Genomic DNA, 17,139 nt, shown 5'->3' with positions numbered 1-17,139 from the left:
CTGAAGTTCTTCATGTTCAGACTGGCTAGGCTATACGCTTAAAAGAAAGCTTGCCAACCCGGAAAATCCGCTGACCCTAAATTTGAAAGATAATAGCGAAAAGGATAAGTATATCTTGGAGTTGTTCCAGACATCTCCTAAGGAGGCTTTTCGTTTATTATTTGATGCTTATCACATGAAATTATGTATATATGCGGTGCAGCTGACCGATTCTTTTGAGATGGCTGAAGATATTGTGCAGGATTTCTTTATCTATTTTTGGGAGAAGAAATATTATTTGAAAATAAATCAGAATCTTCGTTATTATCTTTATTTGTCTGTGCGGAATGCGGCCATCAATGCTTTGCAGAAAAACAACATGTTGTCTATGGAAGAACTCTCAGGCATTGATATGGGTATTCCTGAAGAGTCTATAGATGAAGAGGAGCAAGAGGAACGAAATAAGTTATTATTGGAAAAACTACAAAAATTACCTCATCAGGAATTACAAGTGGTGAGAGCTGTCATTATGGAAAATAAGAAATATAAAGAAGCTGCTGAGGAACTTCATATTTCTGTGAATACCCTAAAAACTCATCTGACAAGAGCATTGAAACAATTAAGAAAAGAATACAATCTGCACTCACTGTTTTACTAAAATTAAATTTTTCTTCTTTTTCTGTCACCCATTTATTAATTTGGACTCTCTTTTATTAAAAGAAAGTAATCAATGAACAAAGAGAATCCAAAAAAGAACAAAAAGTCTTTTGAATATTATATAGCGCAGCGAAAAGAAGAATTTCGTTGTCAATATGATCATGAACGTTCATGGGAAAACCTGCAATATAAGCTTCAAAAAAGAAAGAATCACCGTCTCAGTTTATATTGTGTAGCAGCCTCGGCAGCTTTTCTTTTTCTTATTTTAGGAGTCAGTCACATATTCTCTCTTCACAATAACACACAAAACAAGGAGGCCGTAGTGGCTGCTGTGGTTTCATTTCCGGAAACAGGCAGCCGCAAGGCTATCCTTACTTTAGAGAATGGAGAAAAAGTGGATCTGTCTGTTAAAAAGGGTACGATTTCTAATGCAAATTCTACTGTAATCAATAATAATGCCAATCAATTATTGACTTATAGAAAAGTGGAAGAGGTTTCTTCAACTCCTCAGATTAATACATTGGCTATTCCAAGAGGAGGGGAATATCAGTTGATTTTATCGGATGGAACAAGGATATGGATGAATGCTGAAAGTCTTTTGCGTTATCCAACTTCTTTCATTGGAGAAAAAAGAGAAGTTTTCCTAGAAGGGGAAGCTTTTTTTGAAGTGGCGAAAGATGCTAAGCACCCCTTTATAGTTCATACAAACAGACATTCGGTGGAGGTACTTGGTACAAGTTTTAATATATCTGCTTATCCTGATTATAAGGTATATACGACTCTTGCAGAAGGGCGTATCAAAGTAAGTACAGCTAAAGTTTCGGTTGTGTTAAATCCTGACCAACAAGCGGTTATTGAACCGGATAATGATGATATAGTGACACGTGATGTGCCTGCTTATCTATTTACTTCCTGGGCGAAAGGAAATTATGAGTTTCGTAATACGTCTTTGTCTGAAATTGTTGCCCAACTGTCACGGTGGTATAATGTAGATATCTATTTTAAAAATGAATCTTTGAAAGATAAAAGATTTGCAGGTATCATTTTCAGGGATGAAGAGTTGAATTTTGCTATTGAAGTGATTGAGAGAGTGTCTAATGTACATTTTACTCGCGAAGGAGAAACGATTTATATTGAAGATAAACATGAATGAGAAAGCAAAATGATAGGAGAGAATTGACTTTTTTAAATAATAAATCAACAAACAATTATGAGTACAAAACTTTTGAGCGAAACTATCTGTCGCAAAGGCCTCATGGTGAAATGCTTTGTTGCATTGATAGTGTTTTGTTGTTCGGTGGGCGAAGCGTTTGCCCAAACGGATACTAAGGTGACTATCAATGTAAACAATGTTTTAATCAGAACAGCCTTGGATCAACTGCAAAGGGAAGCAAAGATCCATTTTGTTTACGATGAAGAAAATATTGATTCAGGAAAACGGGTAAGTTTATCTTATACCGAAACTCCTTTGAATGCAGTTTTGGACGATTTTTGTAAACAGACTTCGTTACGATATGAAGTAAAAAGAAATTTGATTCTTATTTTACCTTCAAAGGCTGAGAAAACAACCGGAAAACATGAGCCTTTTTATATGACAGGTGTAGTTACGGATGAAACCGGAGAAAGTATTATTGGGGCTACCATTATGATTGGAGGTACAAGTCAGGGTACTGTAACCGATATAGACGGTCGGTATAGTTTGCAGGTTACTCCTGGTGATTTAGTGTCATTTACTTTTGTTGGAATGGCAGATAAAGTAGTCAAGGTACAAGCTGGTAAGAAAGTTGTGAATGTGAAAATGGAAACTAATGCCACTGCATTGGCTGATGTTGTAGTAACTGGCTATCAGACTTTGTCCAAAGAACGGGCAACAGGATCTTATTCTGTGATTTCAGAGAAAAGCACGAAGGGTAAACTGGAAACGGATGTGTTGTCACGTATTGAAGGACTGGTAGCGGGTATAAATAAAACTTCCAGTAACAGTAATGATGTTGTTATTCGTGGTATTACTACTTATATGGGAAATACAAAGCCATTGTATGTAGTTGATGGTATGCCTTATGAAGGTGATTTAGCATCAATAAATCCGACAGATGTACAAAATATAACGGTATTGAAAGATGCTGCTGCAAGTTCTATTTATGGTGCCCGTGCAGCTAATGGTGTAATTGTTATTACAACTAAACGCGGACAGGAAGGTAAAACTAAAGTAAGTTATAATGGTAGTATTAAGTTGTCTCCAAAACCGGATTTTGATTATTTGAATTTGATGAGTAGTTCCGAGCTGGTAGATATGCAGATTGAAGGGTTTGATTATTATCATACGGCTTATGAGAATTTGAATAAGCGTCAAGCTGTAAATCCGGTAGTTGACTTATTGTATCAGCATGAACGAGGTCAGCTGACAGATAGTCAATTGGCAGATGCTCTGTTACCTTATCGTACAAATGATAATCGTAAACAAATAGAAGATGAATTTGCGCGTGTAGGTATTGTTCATCAACATAATTTAGCTATTTCTGGTGGTTCTAATAAAAATAGATACATGGCTACTGTTAATTATATGGGTGATTATGGTAATCAAAAGTATCAAAGTAAAGATCGTATAGGATTTAGCCTAAAAGATGATGTGGATTTTTTTGATTGGTTATCGGCTGATTTTGGAGTTACAGGAAGCTTTTATCGTTCAAAGGGTGATAATGGAGCAGGTAGTTATAGCAGCTTGATGAGTAGTTATCCTAGTTATTATATGTTAAGGGATCTACAGGGTAATCCACTTAATTTTCAACGTACTAAATCAGATTATGAATTGCAACGTTTGCAAAGTATAGGTTTGATGGATGAAACATATAGTCCGATAAAGAATCGTGCAGAAGAAAGCTATCATAATAATTCCAATTATTATCGTTTGCATGCAGGATTGAAATTTAAACTTCTGGAAGGCCTTAATATTGATCTAAAATATCAGACAGAAGGTACTTATGATAAGAATCGTACTTTATATAGTAATATGTCATATACAGTGCGTAATATGATAAATGATGCAGCTCAATATGATGCGGCAACAGGAAGCCTTACACTGAATGTTCCTAAAGGTGGTCAATTGGATGAAAGCCGTTATGAATCTTATTCATATACAATGCGTGCTCAAGTGAACTTTAATCGTATATTTGGAAAACATGCTATATCTGCGTTGGGCGGTGCTGAACGTCGGTTGGTGCGTCGTACTGGTGCGCAGAATTATTATATGGGATATGATGATAATAGCTTGGGAGTAAAACCTATAAATCCGTTAGCAATGTCTCCTATTAATGGTACTGAAGCTTTGTTGGGGTCGTTTAATTGGGTCTATGGTGAATATAATGCATTGACTCATACAGAAGACCGATATGTTTCTTTTTATGCTAATGGTTCATATACCTTTGACGAACGTTATTCATTAACTGGAAGTATTCGTATCGATCAATCTAATTTATTTGGTACTGATCCTAAATATCAGTATCGTCCGTTGTGGTCCGTTGGTGGTAGTTGGCAGATAGCTAATGAGCCTTTTATGGAAGATTGTATGTGGTTGAATCGTTTGAATTTGCGTATGACTTATGGTGTGGGTGGTAATGTTCCTAAGGATGCAGGGCCGTATATGACTGTGGTTGATAGCGGATATAATGAATGGGTTGGAGATTTTGGTTCGTATATACAGAATCCACCCAACTCTCAACTTCGTTGGGAGAAAACGGCTTCTACCAATGTCGGGATTGATTTTTCAGCATTCAATTCTCGTTTAAGCGGTAGTATTGATTATTATTATAAGAAAACTACGGATTTATTAGGAAATCGTAATGCGGATCCGACGTTGGGTTGGGCAAGTCTATTGCAAAATTATGGCTCGATGTTTAATAGAGGTGTAGAATTGTCATTACAGAGTGTAAATATTCAAAATAAGAATTTTACTTGGGGAACAAATTTAATGTTTAGTTATAATAAAAATGAATTGACAAATTTAGAAGGTACAAAAGAAACGGTTTTTTATTATAGTGCATATAATGTAGCAGCTGTTGGTTATCCTATTAATAGTGTCTTTAGTTATCGTTATGCAGGACTTGATCCGACAAATGGGAATGTGTTGGTGTATAATAAAGAAGGAGAAAAAGTTTCAAAAGTAAGTTCTATTGATGATATGGTATATTCTGGAACTCGTACTCCAAAGTATACGGCATCATTGAAAAATTTCTTCTCTTATCGTGATTTTGATTTTTCATTTATGTTTGTATATTATGGCGGGCATGTGTTACGTGATGTTGTAGCTGGATATATGGGTGGTGCACCAAGTGCGAATCTTACTCGTAAGGCTTTAAACCATTGGAGGAAACCGGGGGATGAAAATATTCCGGGAGTAGCTCCGTCTTTTAATAGGAATATTTATTATACAGATGCGCAGGCATGGTATTCGGCAGACATCCATGTAAAAAAGGCAGATTATATTAAATTGAGAGATATCTCACTGAGTTACAATTTGCCAAAGAATTGGTTGAGGAAATATTTTATAGAATCGGCTGCTGTGACTTGTCAAATTAGTAATGTGTGGTGGTGGGCTGCTAACGGAGATATTGATCCGGAAGCGTATACTACATCGGGATATGGATGGGGAGCATTGACTCTTCCGAATCCTACTACTTATACAATTGGTTTGTCTCTTAATTTTTAAACGATTGAATAGATAAATATGAAATTATATAAATTTTTACTTTGTGCATGTTTGGCGTTACCTGTAATGTCATGTGATGATTATTTGGATATACAACCTAAAGGGATTGTAATTCCGGAAAAGAGTGAAGACTATGAACGTTTATTGAATTATGCTCAATTGCTAAAGGCTTCTGAATCATATCCTAACTTTATGACAGATGATGTTTTCATGCCTTATGAAGATGATATGACTGGAGGATTTGTTTCTCTGGAGTTGCCGAAGCAGCATTTATATGCGTTTAATAGTGAAATCTTTGGAGAAGGAGAGAGTGACGGTCTTTGGGAATACTCTTATAATCGTATTTATTATTATAACGTAGTTATTGATGATATAATGGGGGCTACTCAAGATACTGAAGAACATAAAAAGCAATTGAGGGCTGAAGCATTGGTTGGGCGTGCTTTTGAGTATTTGACTTTGGTTAATGCTTATGCTAACCATTACGATCCGTCGACTGCTGCTACAGATCCTGGCGTTCCATTGATGTTGGATAAAAATATCAATAAAACAAATTTGCAGCGCGCTACAGTGCAGGAAGTATATGATCAAATTAAGGCGGATCTGGATGAGGCTGCTCCTAATTTACCGGAAAAACCGGTGTTGAATGCCTATCGTGCATCTAAGCCGGTGGGGTATGGGATGTTGGCACGTATGTATCTTTATATGGGAGATTACAAAAAAGCTTTGGAGAATGCGGTGATCTCATTACAGAATAATTCAACTTTGATGAGTCTTTTCCCGTATAAAGTAGTGGATCGTGATAAATATATTGGTAGGATTGATGTTCCGGATGGAGATGAGAACCCGGAAAATATTTATATTCGTTTGGCCCCCTGGACTTTTGGATTTAGTGCTACTGCATATGCTTCTGAAGAATTGGCCTCTTTGTATGATCAGGAAAAGGATCAGCGTTATCTGTTGTATTTTACGAAATATTTAGGTGGGATAGATTTGGATTATCCTCTTTGGGCGCCTTATATTTATGCCAACATGGCTATGTCTACCCCGGAAATGTATCTGATAGCAGCAGAGTGTGAAGCTCGTATAGGTAGTAAAGACAAAGCTATGGAATATATTAACACCTTGCGTGATAATCGTATTATTGATAATGTCCCTTTGGTTGCAAGTGATAACAAGGATGCATTGGTAAAAGTCTTGGAGGAAAGAAGACGGGAAATGCCTATGCTTGGCTGTACCCGCTTGATTGACTTGAAACGTTTGAATCGTGAACCTGAATTCGCAAAGACTATTGTGCATGAGGTGAATGGTGTAGAGTACAGATTGGAGCCCAATAGTCCTAAATATATTTTGCCTATTCCACCCTCTGTACTTCGTTTTAATCCTGATATGATTCCTAACATAAGATAAAAGATATTTTAATGAAAAAACTAACGATTATGATGGCAACAGCAGCATTATGCTGTTGCCTGGGTTCCTGTAACAGTGGAACTAAGCAAGAATTGGCGAATACGGTTCATTTGAAAGGCCAGTTGCTTGATATGGGTAGCCAGAATGTGCGTATGAGATTTGACGGAGCAGCATCTATGCTAGGTGACAGCCGGGATATTTTGTTGAAAACGGATGCTGCCGGTTATTTTGATACTACTTTTGTACTTAAAGAGCCGACATATTATACTATCAGCCGCAACACATTGTATCTTACTCCAGGAGATGACATGACTATCAAAGTAACTCAGACAAATACAGAAGCGGAATTCTCGGGAATCGGAGCCGAAGCCAATAATTACATGAAGTTCCGTCTTTTTCCGAAAGGTGGTTCTTATCTGGAAGCCGGTGGTAACTTGCGTGGAGATTTTGTGTCCACTAAAGCGTTGGTTGACAGCTTGGCCGCTATACGTATGCATACATTGGATACGTTGAGTAATGTGTCTGATGCATTTAAAAAGCTGGAAACAGCACGGATCAAAGCGGATATTATCAATAGTTATATCTGTTATGCAAGTTATTCAAGGATGTTTGCCGAAGTGAAGAATGAAGAAGAGATGCGGGCTAAATGGAATGAGTTTAATGTTTCATTAACTCAGGATGTAACTCCGCTATATAAGGAGATTGTGAATGAAGATATGCTGAATGTAGCTGTGGTGCGCGATGTTTTGTCTTATCAGGAAGATTCTACATTGGCTTCTCTTTGGTTTAAGGATATTTCCATTCCTGCGCGTACTACGGAATTATATGCTTGTGCTAAAATAGTCGATAATCTGAGAAATGAAGCTTCAGAACAGACTGTGAACGAGGCGAAGGCATTTTTGCAAACAGTGAAGAATGCTGATTTTGCAACAGAAATTGAAGGAAAGATTGTTCAAGCTTCCAAGTTGCTTCCCGGACAACCTGCCATTGATTTTGAAATGTTGGATGTGGAGGGTAATGTGAAGCATCTTGCAGATTTTAAGGGTAAGGTGATTTATATTGATTTATGGGCGACCTGGTGTGGGCCTTGCATTCAGGAATCTCCGGCATTTGAGGCTTTAGGTAAGAAATATGTGGGTAAGGATATCGTTTTTCTTCCGGTTTCTACAGATACTACAACGAAACCTTGGTTAAGGTATTTGGATGGACATAAGAAAGAATTGACTCAATATCATTCCAATGATGTTGCTTTAAAAGAAAGTTGGGCTATCATGTATATTCCTCGTTTTATTTTGATTGACAAGGATTTCAATATTGTGAATGCATACGCTCCACGTCCGTCAAGTGAAGAGATTGGTACTTTGATTGATTCTGTTCTTAATAAATAGTAAATTTATGATTTATAAAAAATATCTATTATTAGGCGTTTCTTTATGCATGTTAAATGCTTGCAATGAGTCTAAGTCTGTGTCTTTAGAGGGTAGTCTTGATGGAATCCAGGCTGATTCTATCTATTTATATCAAGTAGACAATGAGCATTATGGTAGTGTGAAACTGATTAAATCTATTGCTGTTACCGATGGTAGGTTTGCTTATCCCACTGATTCTATACAAGCCGGTCTTTATTGTTTCTCTTTGCAGAATATGGAGCGTGGAGAGTATTTACAGCAATACGCTAATTTGTTTTTGGAACCCAAATCCATGCAGCTTACCTTGGGTAAGGATAAGTATGATCAACTGAGTTTACATGCTACAGGGTCTGCATTGCAGGAGCAATACGAAGCCTTGCAAGAAGCGAAATATGTAGCAGGTAATCGTATGGTTCTCGATTCTTTGGATCATATGTTCTATGAAGCTCGTGAAAAAGGGGATCGTGAGGAAATGGAGCGTATCCGGAAGGTTTCCAGTCCTTATTATGAGAGTGCCTCGGAACAGACCCGTAAACTGATAAATGGGGAAATTGCTAAAAATAAAGGCTCATACTTCGGTTTGTATCTTTATTATACTTATCGCTTCCAAAATCATACTTTTAATACAGTTGAGGAGATTGATGAGGCACGTAACTTCATAGGCAGTTTTGATGAGGCGTCCAGGCGAAGTGGTATATATGTAAAAATGCAAGAAGGTTTGGATAAATTTGCTAGGTGTGCTACCGGTAGCGTTGCTCCTGCTATAACAGGAATTGATTTGAAAGGGAATTCTGTCAGTTTGAACGATTTCAAGGGTAAATATGTTCTAGTCGATTTCTGGTTTGCCGGTTGTAGTTGGTGTCGTAAGGAAACTCCTTATCTGTTGAAGACGTACAATGCTTTCAAAGATAAAGGATTTACTATTTATGGTGTGTCTACAGACCGTCGTGAGGAAGATTGGAAAAAGGCTATTGAAGAAGACAAGAGCTATTGGAATCAGGTTCTGTTGCAGAAAGACGACGTGAAGGATGTGTTGGAATCATACTGTATTGTCGGTTTCCCACATATAATTTTAGTAGATCCGGAAGGTAAAATTGTAGCGAAGGAGTTGCGTGGAGATGATCTTTATAATACCGTCGAAAAGTTTGTAAACGGAGCAAAATAAAGAAATGTGTTTTTTAACTCATAAAGCAGTAGGCTGGGAATGTCCGGTCTACTGTTTTTTCTTTTATGGAATATGGTTTTTTTTTGAAGGAATGATATGGTTTTATTATAGGTAGTGATGTTCTGTATTGTATTTATTTTTTAAATAAATCTAATGTGTGACCTGTATTTCTTTAATGTTTTCCTTTTGAAGAACATATTGTCTGTCGGATAAGTTAAAAGTTTACCTTTGCAATATAATCAGAGGATGAGATATTGATCTATAATAAATATTATAAATAAAACGCATAGGTATTGTAAGCGTACAATACTTTTTGGTGGTCTCGTTGGATGCTTGTGTTCAGATTTAAGGCGAGGTCACCTTATTCTCGTAGAGAATTTAGATTTTAATTTGAATGATACTTGCTCGCGATGAGTAGGTATCATTTGTTTTTTAGTCTATTCTGTATGGAAATGGCTTGTAAGATTATACATAGAAGATAGAATAATTAGATCACTCTGCCGTTGAAATGGAGGATTTGAGCGGATTATTTTAATTATTGGAAGAATTGTTCTATCCTTTAAAGCATATTGCTTCTATCTTTGCCATACTGAGAAAAACATTAAATTACACTATTATGAAGAATTTTCTTATCTTATCTCTGTTGTTAGCCTTTTTGACTACGGAAGTATGTGCGCAGTGGAAACCGGCTGGTGACAAGATCAAAACACAGTGGGCAAATAAAATAAATACCTCTGCCGTATTGCCTGAATATCCACGTCCTATAATGGAACGTAATGAATGGAAGAACTTGAATGGTTTGTGGGAGTATGCTATCACCGATTTGGGAGGAAATGTTCCGGCGCATTTTGACGGGCAGATTTTGGTACCTTTTGCAGTGGAATCTTCTTTATCAGGTGTGGGACAAAGAGTCGGTGCAAAAAAGGAATTATGGTATTCCCGTTCATTTGAAGTGCCTGTTGCTTGGAAAAATAAAAATGTATTACTTCATTTCGGTGCTGTGGACTGGAAAGCAGATATTTGGGTAAATGATGTGAAGGTTGGTAGTCATACTGGTGGTTTTACTCCGTTTTCTTTTGATATCACTGCAGCGTTGTCTGGTAAGGGAAATAATAAATTAGTAGTAAAAGTTTGGGACCCTACGGATGAAGGGTATCAGCCTAGAGGTAAACAGGTGAATAATCCGGAGGGTATTTGGTATACTCCTGTGACTGGCATTTGGCAGACTGTTTGGCTGGAACCGGTTACTGCCAGACATATTGAAGAACTTCGAATCACACCGGATATTGACCAACACTTACTGACTGTAAAAGCCCATTTGAATATGAGGGCACCTTCCGATCTGATTGAAGTAAACGTATATGACGGCAATCAGTTGGTTGCCACTGGGAAAAGTATTAATGATGAGGCTGTGGTCATACCTATGCCGGAAGATGCTAAATTATGGAGTCCTGATTTTCCCTTTTTGTATACTTTAAAGGTTATGTTGAAAAGCGATAATAAAATATTGGATCAGGTGAACAGTTATGCAGCTATGCGCAAATACTCTACGAAACGTGATGCTAATGGAATTGTACGTTTAGAACTGAATAACCAACCTTTGTTCCAGTTCGGACCATTGGATCAGGGATGGTGGCCTGATGGATTGTATACCGCTCCTACTGATGAGGCTTTAGTATATGATATACAAAAGACTAAATACTTAGGATTCAATATGATACGTAAACATATTAAAGTGGAACCGGCCCGTTGGTATACTCATTGTGATCAATTGGGAATTATTGTGTGGCAGGATATGCCTAGCGGTGATCGTAATCCGGAGTGGCAGAACCGCAAATATTTTGAAGGTACGGAAAAAAAGCGTTCGGCGGTTTCTGAGGCTTGTTACCGTAAAGAATGGAAAGAAATTATGGATTGCTTGTATTCTTATCCATGTATCGGAACATGGGTTCCGTTCAATGAGGCATGGGGGCAATTCAAGACTCCGGAAATTGCAGAATGGACTAAAGAATATGATCCGACCCGTCTGGTAAATCCTGCAAGTGGAGGTAACCATTATACTTGTGGCGATATGCTTGACTTGCATAATTATCCTGCTCCCGAAATGTATCTGTATGATGCCCAGCGAGCTAATGTTTTGGGAGAGTATGGTGGTATCGGTTGGGTAGTGAAAAATCATATTTGGGAACCGGATCGTAACTGGGGATATATACAGTTTAATTCTTCCAAAGAAGTAACTGATGAGTATATAAAATATACAGATATGCTTTATGACCTGATAATCAGGGGATTCTCGGCGGCTGTTTATACTCAGACTACGGATGTGGAGGTGGAAGTGAACGGACTGATGACTTATGATCGTAAGGTGATTAAAGTAGATGAAAAACGAGTGAGAGAAGCCAACGCACGTATCTGTAAATCATTAAAGTAAGGAATATGAATAAGCTGTTCTTTTGGGTATGTGCAGTCCTTATGACTGCATGTGCTTCTTATAAAAATGATGAGGTCTTGACTGAATCCGGTTTAAGTAACAGTCGTTTTCAAACGGAGATAAATGGTGAGAAAACTGATCTGTTTGTATTGAAGAATAAAAATAAGATGGAAGTTTGTATCACCAACTATGGCGGTCGTATTGTTTCTGTTATGGTTCCTGATAAAGATGGAATAATGAGGGATGTAGTATTGGGTTTTGATTCCATACAGGACTATATCAAATATCCGTCGGATTTTGGAGCAAGTATAGGGCGTTATGCCAACCGTATAAATCAGGGACGTTTTTCATTGGATGAGATAGTATACCAATTGCCTCGAAACAATTACGGACATTGTTTGCATGGAGGTCCTCAAGGATTTCAATATCGTATTTATAGAGGTATTCAAGTGAGTGACAGAGAGGTGAAACTGACTTACTTGTCTAAAAATGGTGAAGAGGGTTTTCCTGGAAATTTGAATTGTACTATTATAATGAAATTGACGGACGATAATGCTATTGATATTCAGTATGAAGCAGAAACGGATAAACCGACTGTTGTAAACATGACTAATCATTCTTATTTTAATTTAGATGGAGATCCGTCAAAAGATAATTCTGATTATTTATTGACTTTGAACGCGGATTATTATACTCCTGTTGACAGTACTTTTATGACGACTGGAGAAATTGTTCCGGTTGAGGGTACTCCTATGGATTTCAGACTTCCTGCTGTCATTGGAACTCGTATTAATCAAGATTTTGAACAATTAAGATATGGGAATGGCATTGATCATAATTGGGTATTGAATACTAAGGGGGATATTCATCAAGTTTGTGCCACATTGGAGTCACCTGTTACGGGGATTGTACTCAATGTTTATACTGACGAGCCGGGTATTCAGGTTTATTGTGGTAATTTTCTAGATGGGACATTGACGGGTAAAAAAAATACAATATATAATTTTCGGGCCTCTGTGTGCTTGGAAACGCAAAAATATCCCGATACACCTAATAAGGCAGACTGGCCTACGGCAGTAGTGAGACCAGGAGAAAAATATCAAAGTCATTGTATTTACAAGTTTTCGGTACATAAATAATGTATGTTAAGGTAGAAGGAATTGTGGAATATAACATTTGGGATAAATAAGATTCAGAGAGGAAGAGTCCTGAAAGAAGCGGTGAGAGTAAACACTGGTTCTTTTGGGACTTTTTCCGGATAATTATTGATATGGAGAATTTAATCTTTAATTTTGTACTCTCTAAACTAAATTGATATACTATGAAAAGAATATTCATAATAGGACTTCTTTTTTTATATGCATTTACTCTTTACTCTCAAAGTAATATCCGATATTATTTCAAAACATTGGATATTCAAGACGGACTCTCGCAAAACACGGTGAACGCTATTTTGCAAGATAAACAAGGTTTCATGTGGTTTGGAACAAAAGATGGTTTGAATCGTTTTGATGGCCTGAGTTTTCGTATTTTCAAAAAAGAGAATTCTGCTTTAGGAAATAATTTTATCACTGCACTTCATGAGGATAAAGAAGGAAATATTTGGGTTGGAACAGATGCAGGCGTTTATGTGTATAATCCTTTATTAGAAGACTTTACAGTATTTGATAGAGTTAGTGACACAGGTGATATGATTAGTCGTGCTGTGACTCGTATTGAAAGTGATGAAGATAGTGATATATGGATTTCCGTGGATTATCAAGGATTGTTTCATTTTGATCGTGTGCAAGATCGGTTAATTAATTGTCTGCATAGAGATAAGCGTAAGAACCAATTGGCCAATGTTACGCGTTTTTGGTTTGAGGAAAAACTATGTTGGGTCAGTTTATATGACGACAACCTATATTATACAAAAGATAATTTTAAGACATTGTTTCCCTTTCAGGATTCTGAAGGAAAAGAGCCTTTTAAAGATGATATCATTAATACTTGGATTATGGGTCCCCATAATTGTTGGTATATCGGTTCTTCTAATGGTTTGACTGAAATTAATCTGACAACAGGGCGGGTAAGGCGTTTGTTGAATTATTATGTGCGTGATTTAGGCTTTAAATCGGATAAGGAATTATGGGTAGGTACGGAGTCGGGGCTATATATTTATGATTTGGAAAAAGGTGAAATAGCTCATCTCACTGTTTCAAACGGGAATGATTCTTATGCTTTAGCCGATAATGCTATTTATTCTATATGCCGTGATAATGAGGGAGGAATGTGGATCGGATCTTATTTTGGCGGGGTCAATTACTATCCGCGTCAATGGACTTATTTTGAAAAATTCTACCCTCGTGATGATATTAAAAATTTTGGGCGTAGGGTACGTGAGTTCTGTGAAAGTAATGATGGTACTGTTTGGATTGGTACTGAAGATAAGGGATTATTTCATTTTTATCCGGAAAGTGGAAAGATTGAAAAATTCTCACATCCTGCTATTTATCAAAATGTTCATGGTTTATGTTTGGACGGTGATGATTTGTGGGTAGGCACTTTTTCCGGAGGTTTAAGCCGTATTGATTTGCTTACGAAGCAAGTAAGACACTATCAAAAAGGTATAAGCCCAAATTCTTTGGATGCCAATAATGTATTCTCTATTTGTAAAACTACATCTGGTGACTTATGGATTGGCACTACATCTGGATTGCTGCGATATAATCGTGATACAGATGACTTTACTAGGATGCCGGAACTAGCTAATATGTTTGTTTATAAAATATTGGAGGATTTTAGTGGGAATTTGTGGCTGGCAACTTATTCTAACGGTGTTTTTCGTTATGATGTGAATAAGAAAGAATGGAAGAATTTTATTTTTCACAAGAACGATTCCACTTCATTACCTTATGATAAAGTAATCAGTATTTGTGAAGATAGTCGTAAGCGGTTATGGTTTATGACACAAGGGGCGGGTTTTTGCCGTTTTAATCCGGAAAATGAAAGCTTTACTCGTTTTGATATGTCGAAAGGTTTTCCTAGTAATATCATTTATCGGATGGTAGAGGATAATCGGGGGAATTTATGGTTGACAACTAATAATGGTTTGGTTTGTTTCAATCCGGAAACAGATGATAAACGAGTTTATACTACAGCAAACGGATTGCTAAGTAACCAGTTTAATTATCAGTCTGGGTATAAAGATAAGATGGGACGTATCTATTTAGGTAGTATAAATGGTTTTATCACTTTTGATCCATCTACTTTTGTAGAAAATACTTTTGTTCCACCAGTTGTCATTACAGATTTCTTCTTATTCAATAAACGAATGCAGATCGGCAGTAAGGATTCTCCATTGAAAGAAAGCATCGTCTTTTCTGATGAGGTCGAGTTAGAATCTGATCAAAATTCTTTTTCATTGCATGCGGCGGCATTAGGTTATCAGGCACCGGAAATGAATCAATTGGTTTATAAAATGGAAGGATTTGATAAAGAGTGGTATAATGTAGGGCGGAATTCGGTAATCAATTATTCCAATTTACCATATGGAACTTATATTTTCCATTTAAGAGGATCGAATAGTGACGGAAAATGGAATGAAAAAGAGCGTATATTGAAGATTCATATTTTACCTCCGTTTTATTTATCAGGGTGGGCCTATTTTATTTATTTGCTATTAGGAATTCTGTCTGTGGTAGGTATCATTTATTATTTCCGGAAAAGGAATGAGCAGAAACACCAACAGGTCATGGAGAAATTCGAACGGGAAAAGGAACGCGAACTCTATACTGCAAAAATAGATTTCTTTACGAATGTGGCGCATGAGATTCGTACTCCTTTGACATTAATCAAAAGTCCGCTTGAAAATGTGCTTGTTTCTCCGAATGTATCTGCAGATATCCGTGATGATTTGGAAATAATGAATCTGAATACTACCCGTTTACTGGATTTGGTTAATCAGTTACTTGATTTCAGAAAGACTGAAACACGTGGGTTTCAACTGAATTTTGTAGAGTGTAATATTTCGGATATATTACAGCAGATTTATATGCGGTTTACTCCATTGGCACGGCAAAAGAAATTGGAATTTGTTATTGAATGTTCGGAATCTATCTATGCGTCGATAGATCGTGAGGCGTTGACTAAGATAATTAGTAATCTGTTTACTAATGCCATTAAATATTCTGAAACTTATATTCATGTCCGGTTGTGGATGGAGGATACTTGTTGGTTCTTGTCTGTCTGTAACGATGGCAATGTAATTCCTATGGAAATGCGTGAAGAGATTTTTAAGCCTTTCATACAGTATAAGGACGGATTTTCCCGTAAGGTTTCGGGTACGGGAATTGGTTTGGCATTGGCAAGATCTTTAGCTGAGTTGCATGAAGGGAACTTAATTATGGATGATTCACAAAAGCAGAATTGTTTTATTCTTTCATTGCCAGTAAAGCATGAACATACTATTGCCATTTCGAAGAGTGAGATTAAGTTGAAAGAGGATCCGAAAGAAGAGGATCCGGGACAATTGCAACAGAAGCCGCGTTACACTGTATTGATTGTGGAGGATAATGTTGAAATGTTGGCTTTTGTTGTCAGACAATTGTCACCTGTTTATCAAATATTGACTGCAACTAACGGAGTGGAGGCCTTAAAGGTGTTGGAGGGGCATACAGTGAACTTAATAGTATCGGATATAATGATGCCCGAAATGGATGGGTTGGAATTATGTGACCGTATAAAATCAGACTTGGATTACAGTCATATTCCTATTGTACTGTTGACGGCTAAGACCACTTTACAATCAAAAATAGATGGTTTGAAATCTGGAGCGGATGCTTATATTGAAAAGCCGTTTTCTGTGGAGTATTTGAAAGTGTCTGTTGCCAATTTATTAAGTAATCATGAAAAGCTGCATGCGGCTTTTGCACATTCACCGTTTATACAGACCAATTCTATGGCTATGACGAAAGCGGATGAAACTTTTTTGAAAACCTTGAATGAAGTGATTGTTGCCAATATGCAAAATCCGGACTTCTGTCTGGACGATATGGCGAGTTTGCTCAATATGAGCCGTTCCAGTTTGAACCGCAAAATAAAAGGAGTGTTGGACATGACCCCTAATGACTATATCCGTTTAGAGAGATTGAAAAAAGCTGCTCAATTATTAAGGGAAGGAGAATGTAAGGTAAATGAAGTATGTTATATGGTTGGCTTCAATACTCCTTCTTATTTTACTAAATGTTTTCAGAAGCAATTTGGTATTTTACCAAAAGATTTTGTGAAATGATTTTTTTCGGCGCATGAAATAGAATAATAGAACTAAGAAGGTGTGTCAAAATGCACACCTTCTGTTTTTTACGCACAAAGCCCCGACTTTCACAAGCTGGGGCTTTGTTAT

At 37.0% G+C, this 17,139-nt stretch carries 9 protein-coding genes; all 9 read left to right on the top strand.

Going from position 1 to position 17,139, the window contains the following annotated elements; translation table 11 throughout:
• Window positions 1–70: 70 nt before the first annotated feature.
• The 9 genes from AB5062_RS21125 (at window position 71) to AB5062_RS21085 (ending at window position 17,028) form a co-directional block, all read left to right on the top strand.
• Window positions 71–637 carry a sigma-70 family RNA polymerase sigma factor gene (locus AB5062_RS21125; RefSeq protein ID WP_196022951.1) on the top strand — a complete coding sequence of 189 codons (567 nt, stop codon included), beginning with the start codon at window positions 71–73 and terminating at the stop codon, window positions 635–637.
• A gap of 72 nt (window positions 638–709) precedes the next feature.
• A complete protein-coding gene (locus tag AB5062_RS21120) occupies window positions 710–1,789 on the top strand; it encodes a FecR family protein (RefSeq protein ID WP_005839108.1) in 1,080 nt (359 codons plus the stop codon).
• 57 nt (window positions 1,790–1,846) lie between these two features.
• The gene (locus AB5062_RS21115; protein ID WP_032937674.1) at window positions 1,847–5,341 is read left to right on the top strand and encodes a SusC/RagA family TonB-linked outer membrane protein; all 3,495 of its coding nucleotides are present in this window, start codon (window positions 1,847–1,849) and stop codon (window positions 5,339–5,341) included.
• A gap of 18 nt (window positions 5,342–5,359) precedes the next feature.
• Entirely contained in the window at window positions 5,360–6,751 is a 1,392-nt protein-coding gene (locus tag AB5062_RS21110; RefSeq protein ID WP_005848747.1) for a RagB/SusD family nutrient uptake outer membrane protein, read from the top strand.
• 11 nt (window positions 6,752–6,762) lie between these two features.
• Window positions 6,763–8,139, top strand: coding sequence for a TlpA disulfide reductase family protein (locus AB5062_RS21105; protein WP_032952553.1), 1,377 nt, complete (start codon window positions 6,763–6,765; stop codon window positions 8,137–8,139).
• Between the two features lie 7 nt (window positions 8,140–8,146).
• Window positions 8,147–9,325 (top strand): TlpA disulfide reductase family protein, encoded by a 1,179-nt coding sequence (locus AB5062_RS21100; RefSeq protein ID WP_032952552.1) that lies wholly within the window; start codon window positions 8,147–8,149, stop codon window positions 9,323–9,325.
• Window positions 9,326–9,941: 616 nt separating this feature from the next.
• Window positions 9,942–11,756 carry a glycoside hydrolase family 2 protein gene (locus AB5062_RS21095; RefSeq protein ID WP_011965526.1) on the top strand — a complete coding sequence of 605 codons (1,815 nt, stop codon included), beginning with the start codon at window positions 9,942–9,944 and terminating at the stop codon, window positions 11,754–11,756.
• A 5-nt stretch (window positions 11,757–11,761) separates the two neighbouring features.
• The gene (locus tag AB5062_RS21090; RefSeq protein WP_057098974.1) at window positions 11,762–12,895 is read left to right on the top strand and encodes an aldose epimerase family protein; all 1,134 of its coding nucleotides are present in this window, start codon (window positions 11,762–11,764) and stop codon (window positions 12,893–12,895) included.
• Window positions 12,896–13,077: 182 nt separating this feature from the next.
• On the top strand, window positions 13,078–17,028 hold the full coding sequence (locus AB5062_RS21085) for a hybrid sensor histidine kinase/response regulator transcription factor (protein ID WP_217325592.1): 3,951 nt from the start codon (window positions 13,078–13,080) through the stop codon (window positions 17,026–17,028).
• Window positions 17,029–17,139 lie beyond the last annotated feature (111 nt).

It is taken from the genome of Phocaeicola sp. RTP21359st1_B8_RTP21360_211022, from assembly GCF_040911965.1.
Lineage (GTDB): Bacteria > Bacteroidota > Bacteroidia > Bacteroidales > Bacteroidaceae > Phocaeicola > Phocaeicola vulgatus.
Note: the sequence above shows the minus strand (reverse complement) of the source record. Positions and strands in the feature narration are given on the sequence as shown.

What these genes read in the sequence shown, in the direction of transcription:
- AB5062_RS21120 (WP_005839108.1), top strand. Translation starts at nt 710, where the DNA reads ATGAACAAAGAGAATCCAAAAAAGAACAAAAAGTCTTTTGAATATTAT.
- AB5062_RS21115 (WP_032937674.1), top strand. Translation starts at nt 1,847, where the DNA reads ATGAGTACAAAACTTTTGAGCGAAACTATCTGTCGCAAAGGCCTCATG.
- AB5062_RS21110 (WP_005848747.1), top strand. Translation starts at nt 5,360, where the DNA reads ATGAAATTATATAAATTTTTACTTTGTGCATGTTTGGCGTTACCTGTA.
- AB5062_RS21105 (WP_032952553.1), top strand. Translation starts at nt 6,763, where the DNA reads ATGAAAAAACTAACGATTATGATGGCAACAGCAGCATTATGCTGTTGC.
- AB5062_RS21100 (WP_032952552.1), top strand. Translation starts at nt 8,147, where the DNA reads ATGATTTATAAAAAATATCTATTATTAGGCGTTTCTTTATGCATGTTA.
- AB5062_RS21095 (WP_011965526.1), top strand. Translation starts at nt 9,942, where the DNA reads ATGAAGAATTTTCTTATCTTATCTCTGTTGTTAGCCTTTTTGACTACG.
- AB5062_RS21090 (WP_057098974.1), top strand. Translation starts at nt 11,762, where the DNA reads ATGAATAAGCTGTTCTTTTGGGTATGTGCAGTCCTTATGACTGCATGT.
- AB5062_RS21085 (WP_217325592.1), top strand. Translation starts at nt 13,078, where the DNA reads ATGAAAAGAATATTCATAATAGGACTTCTTTTTTTATATGCATTTACT.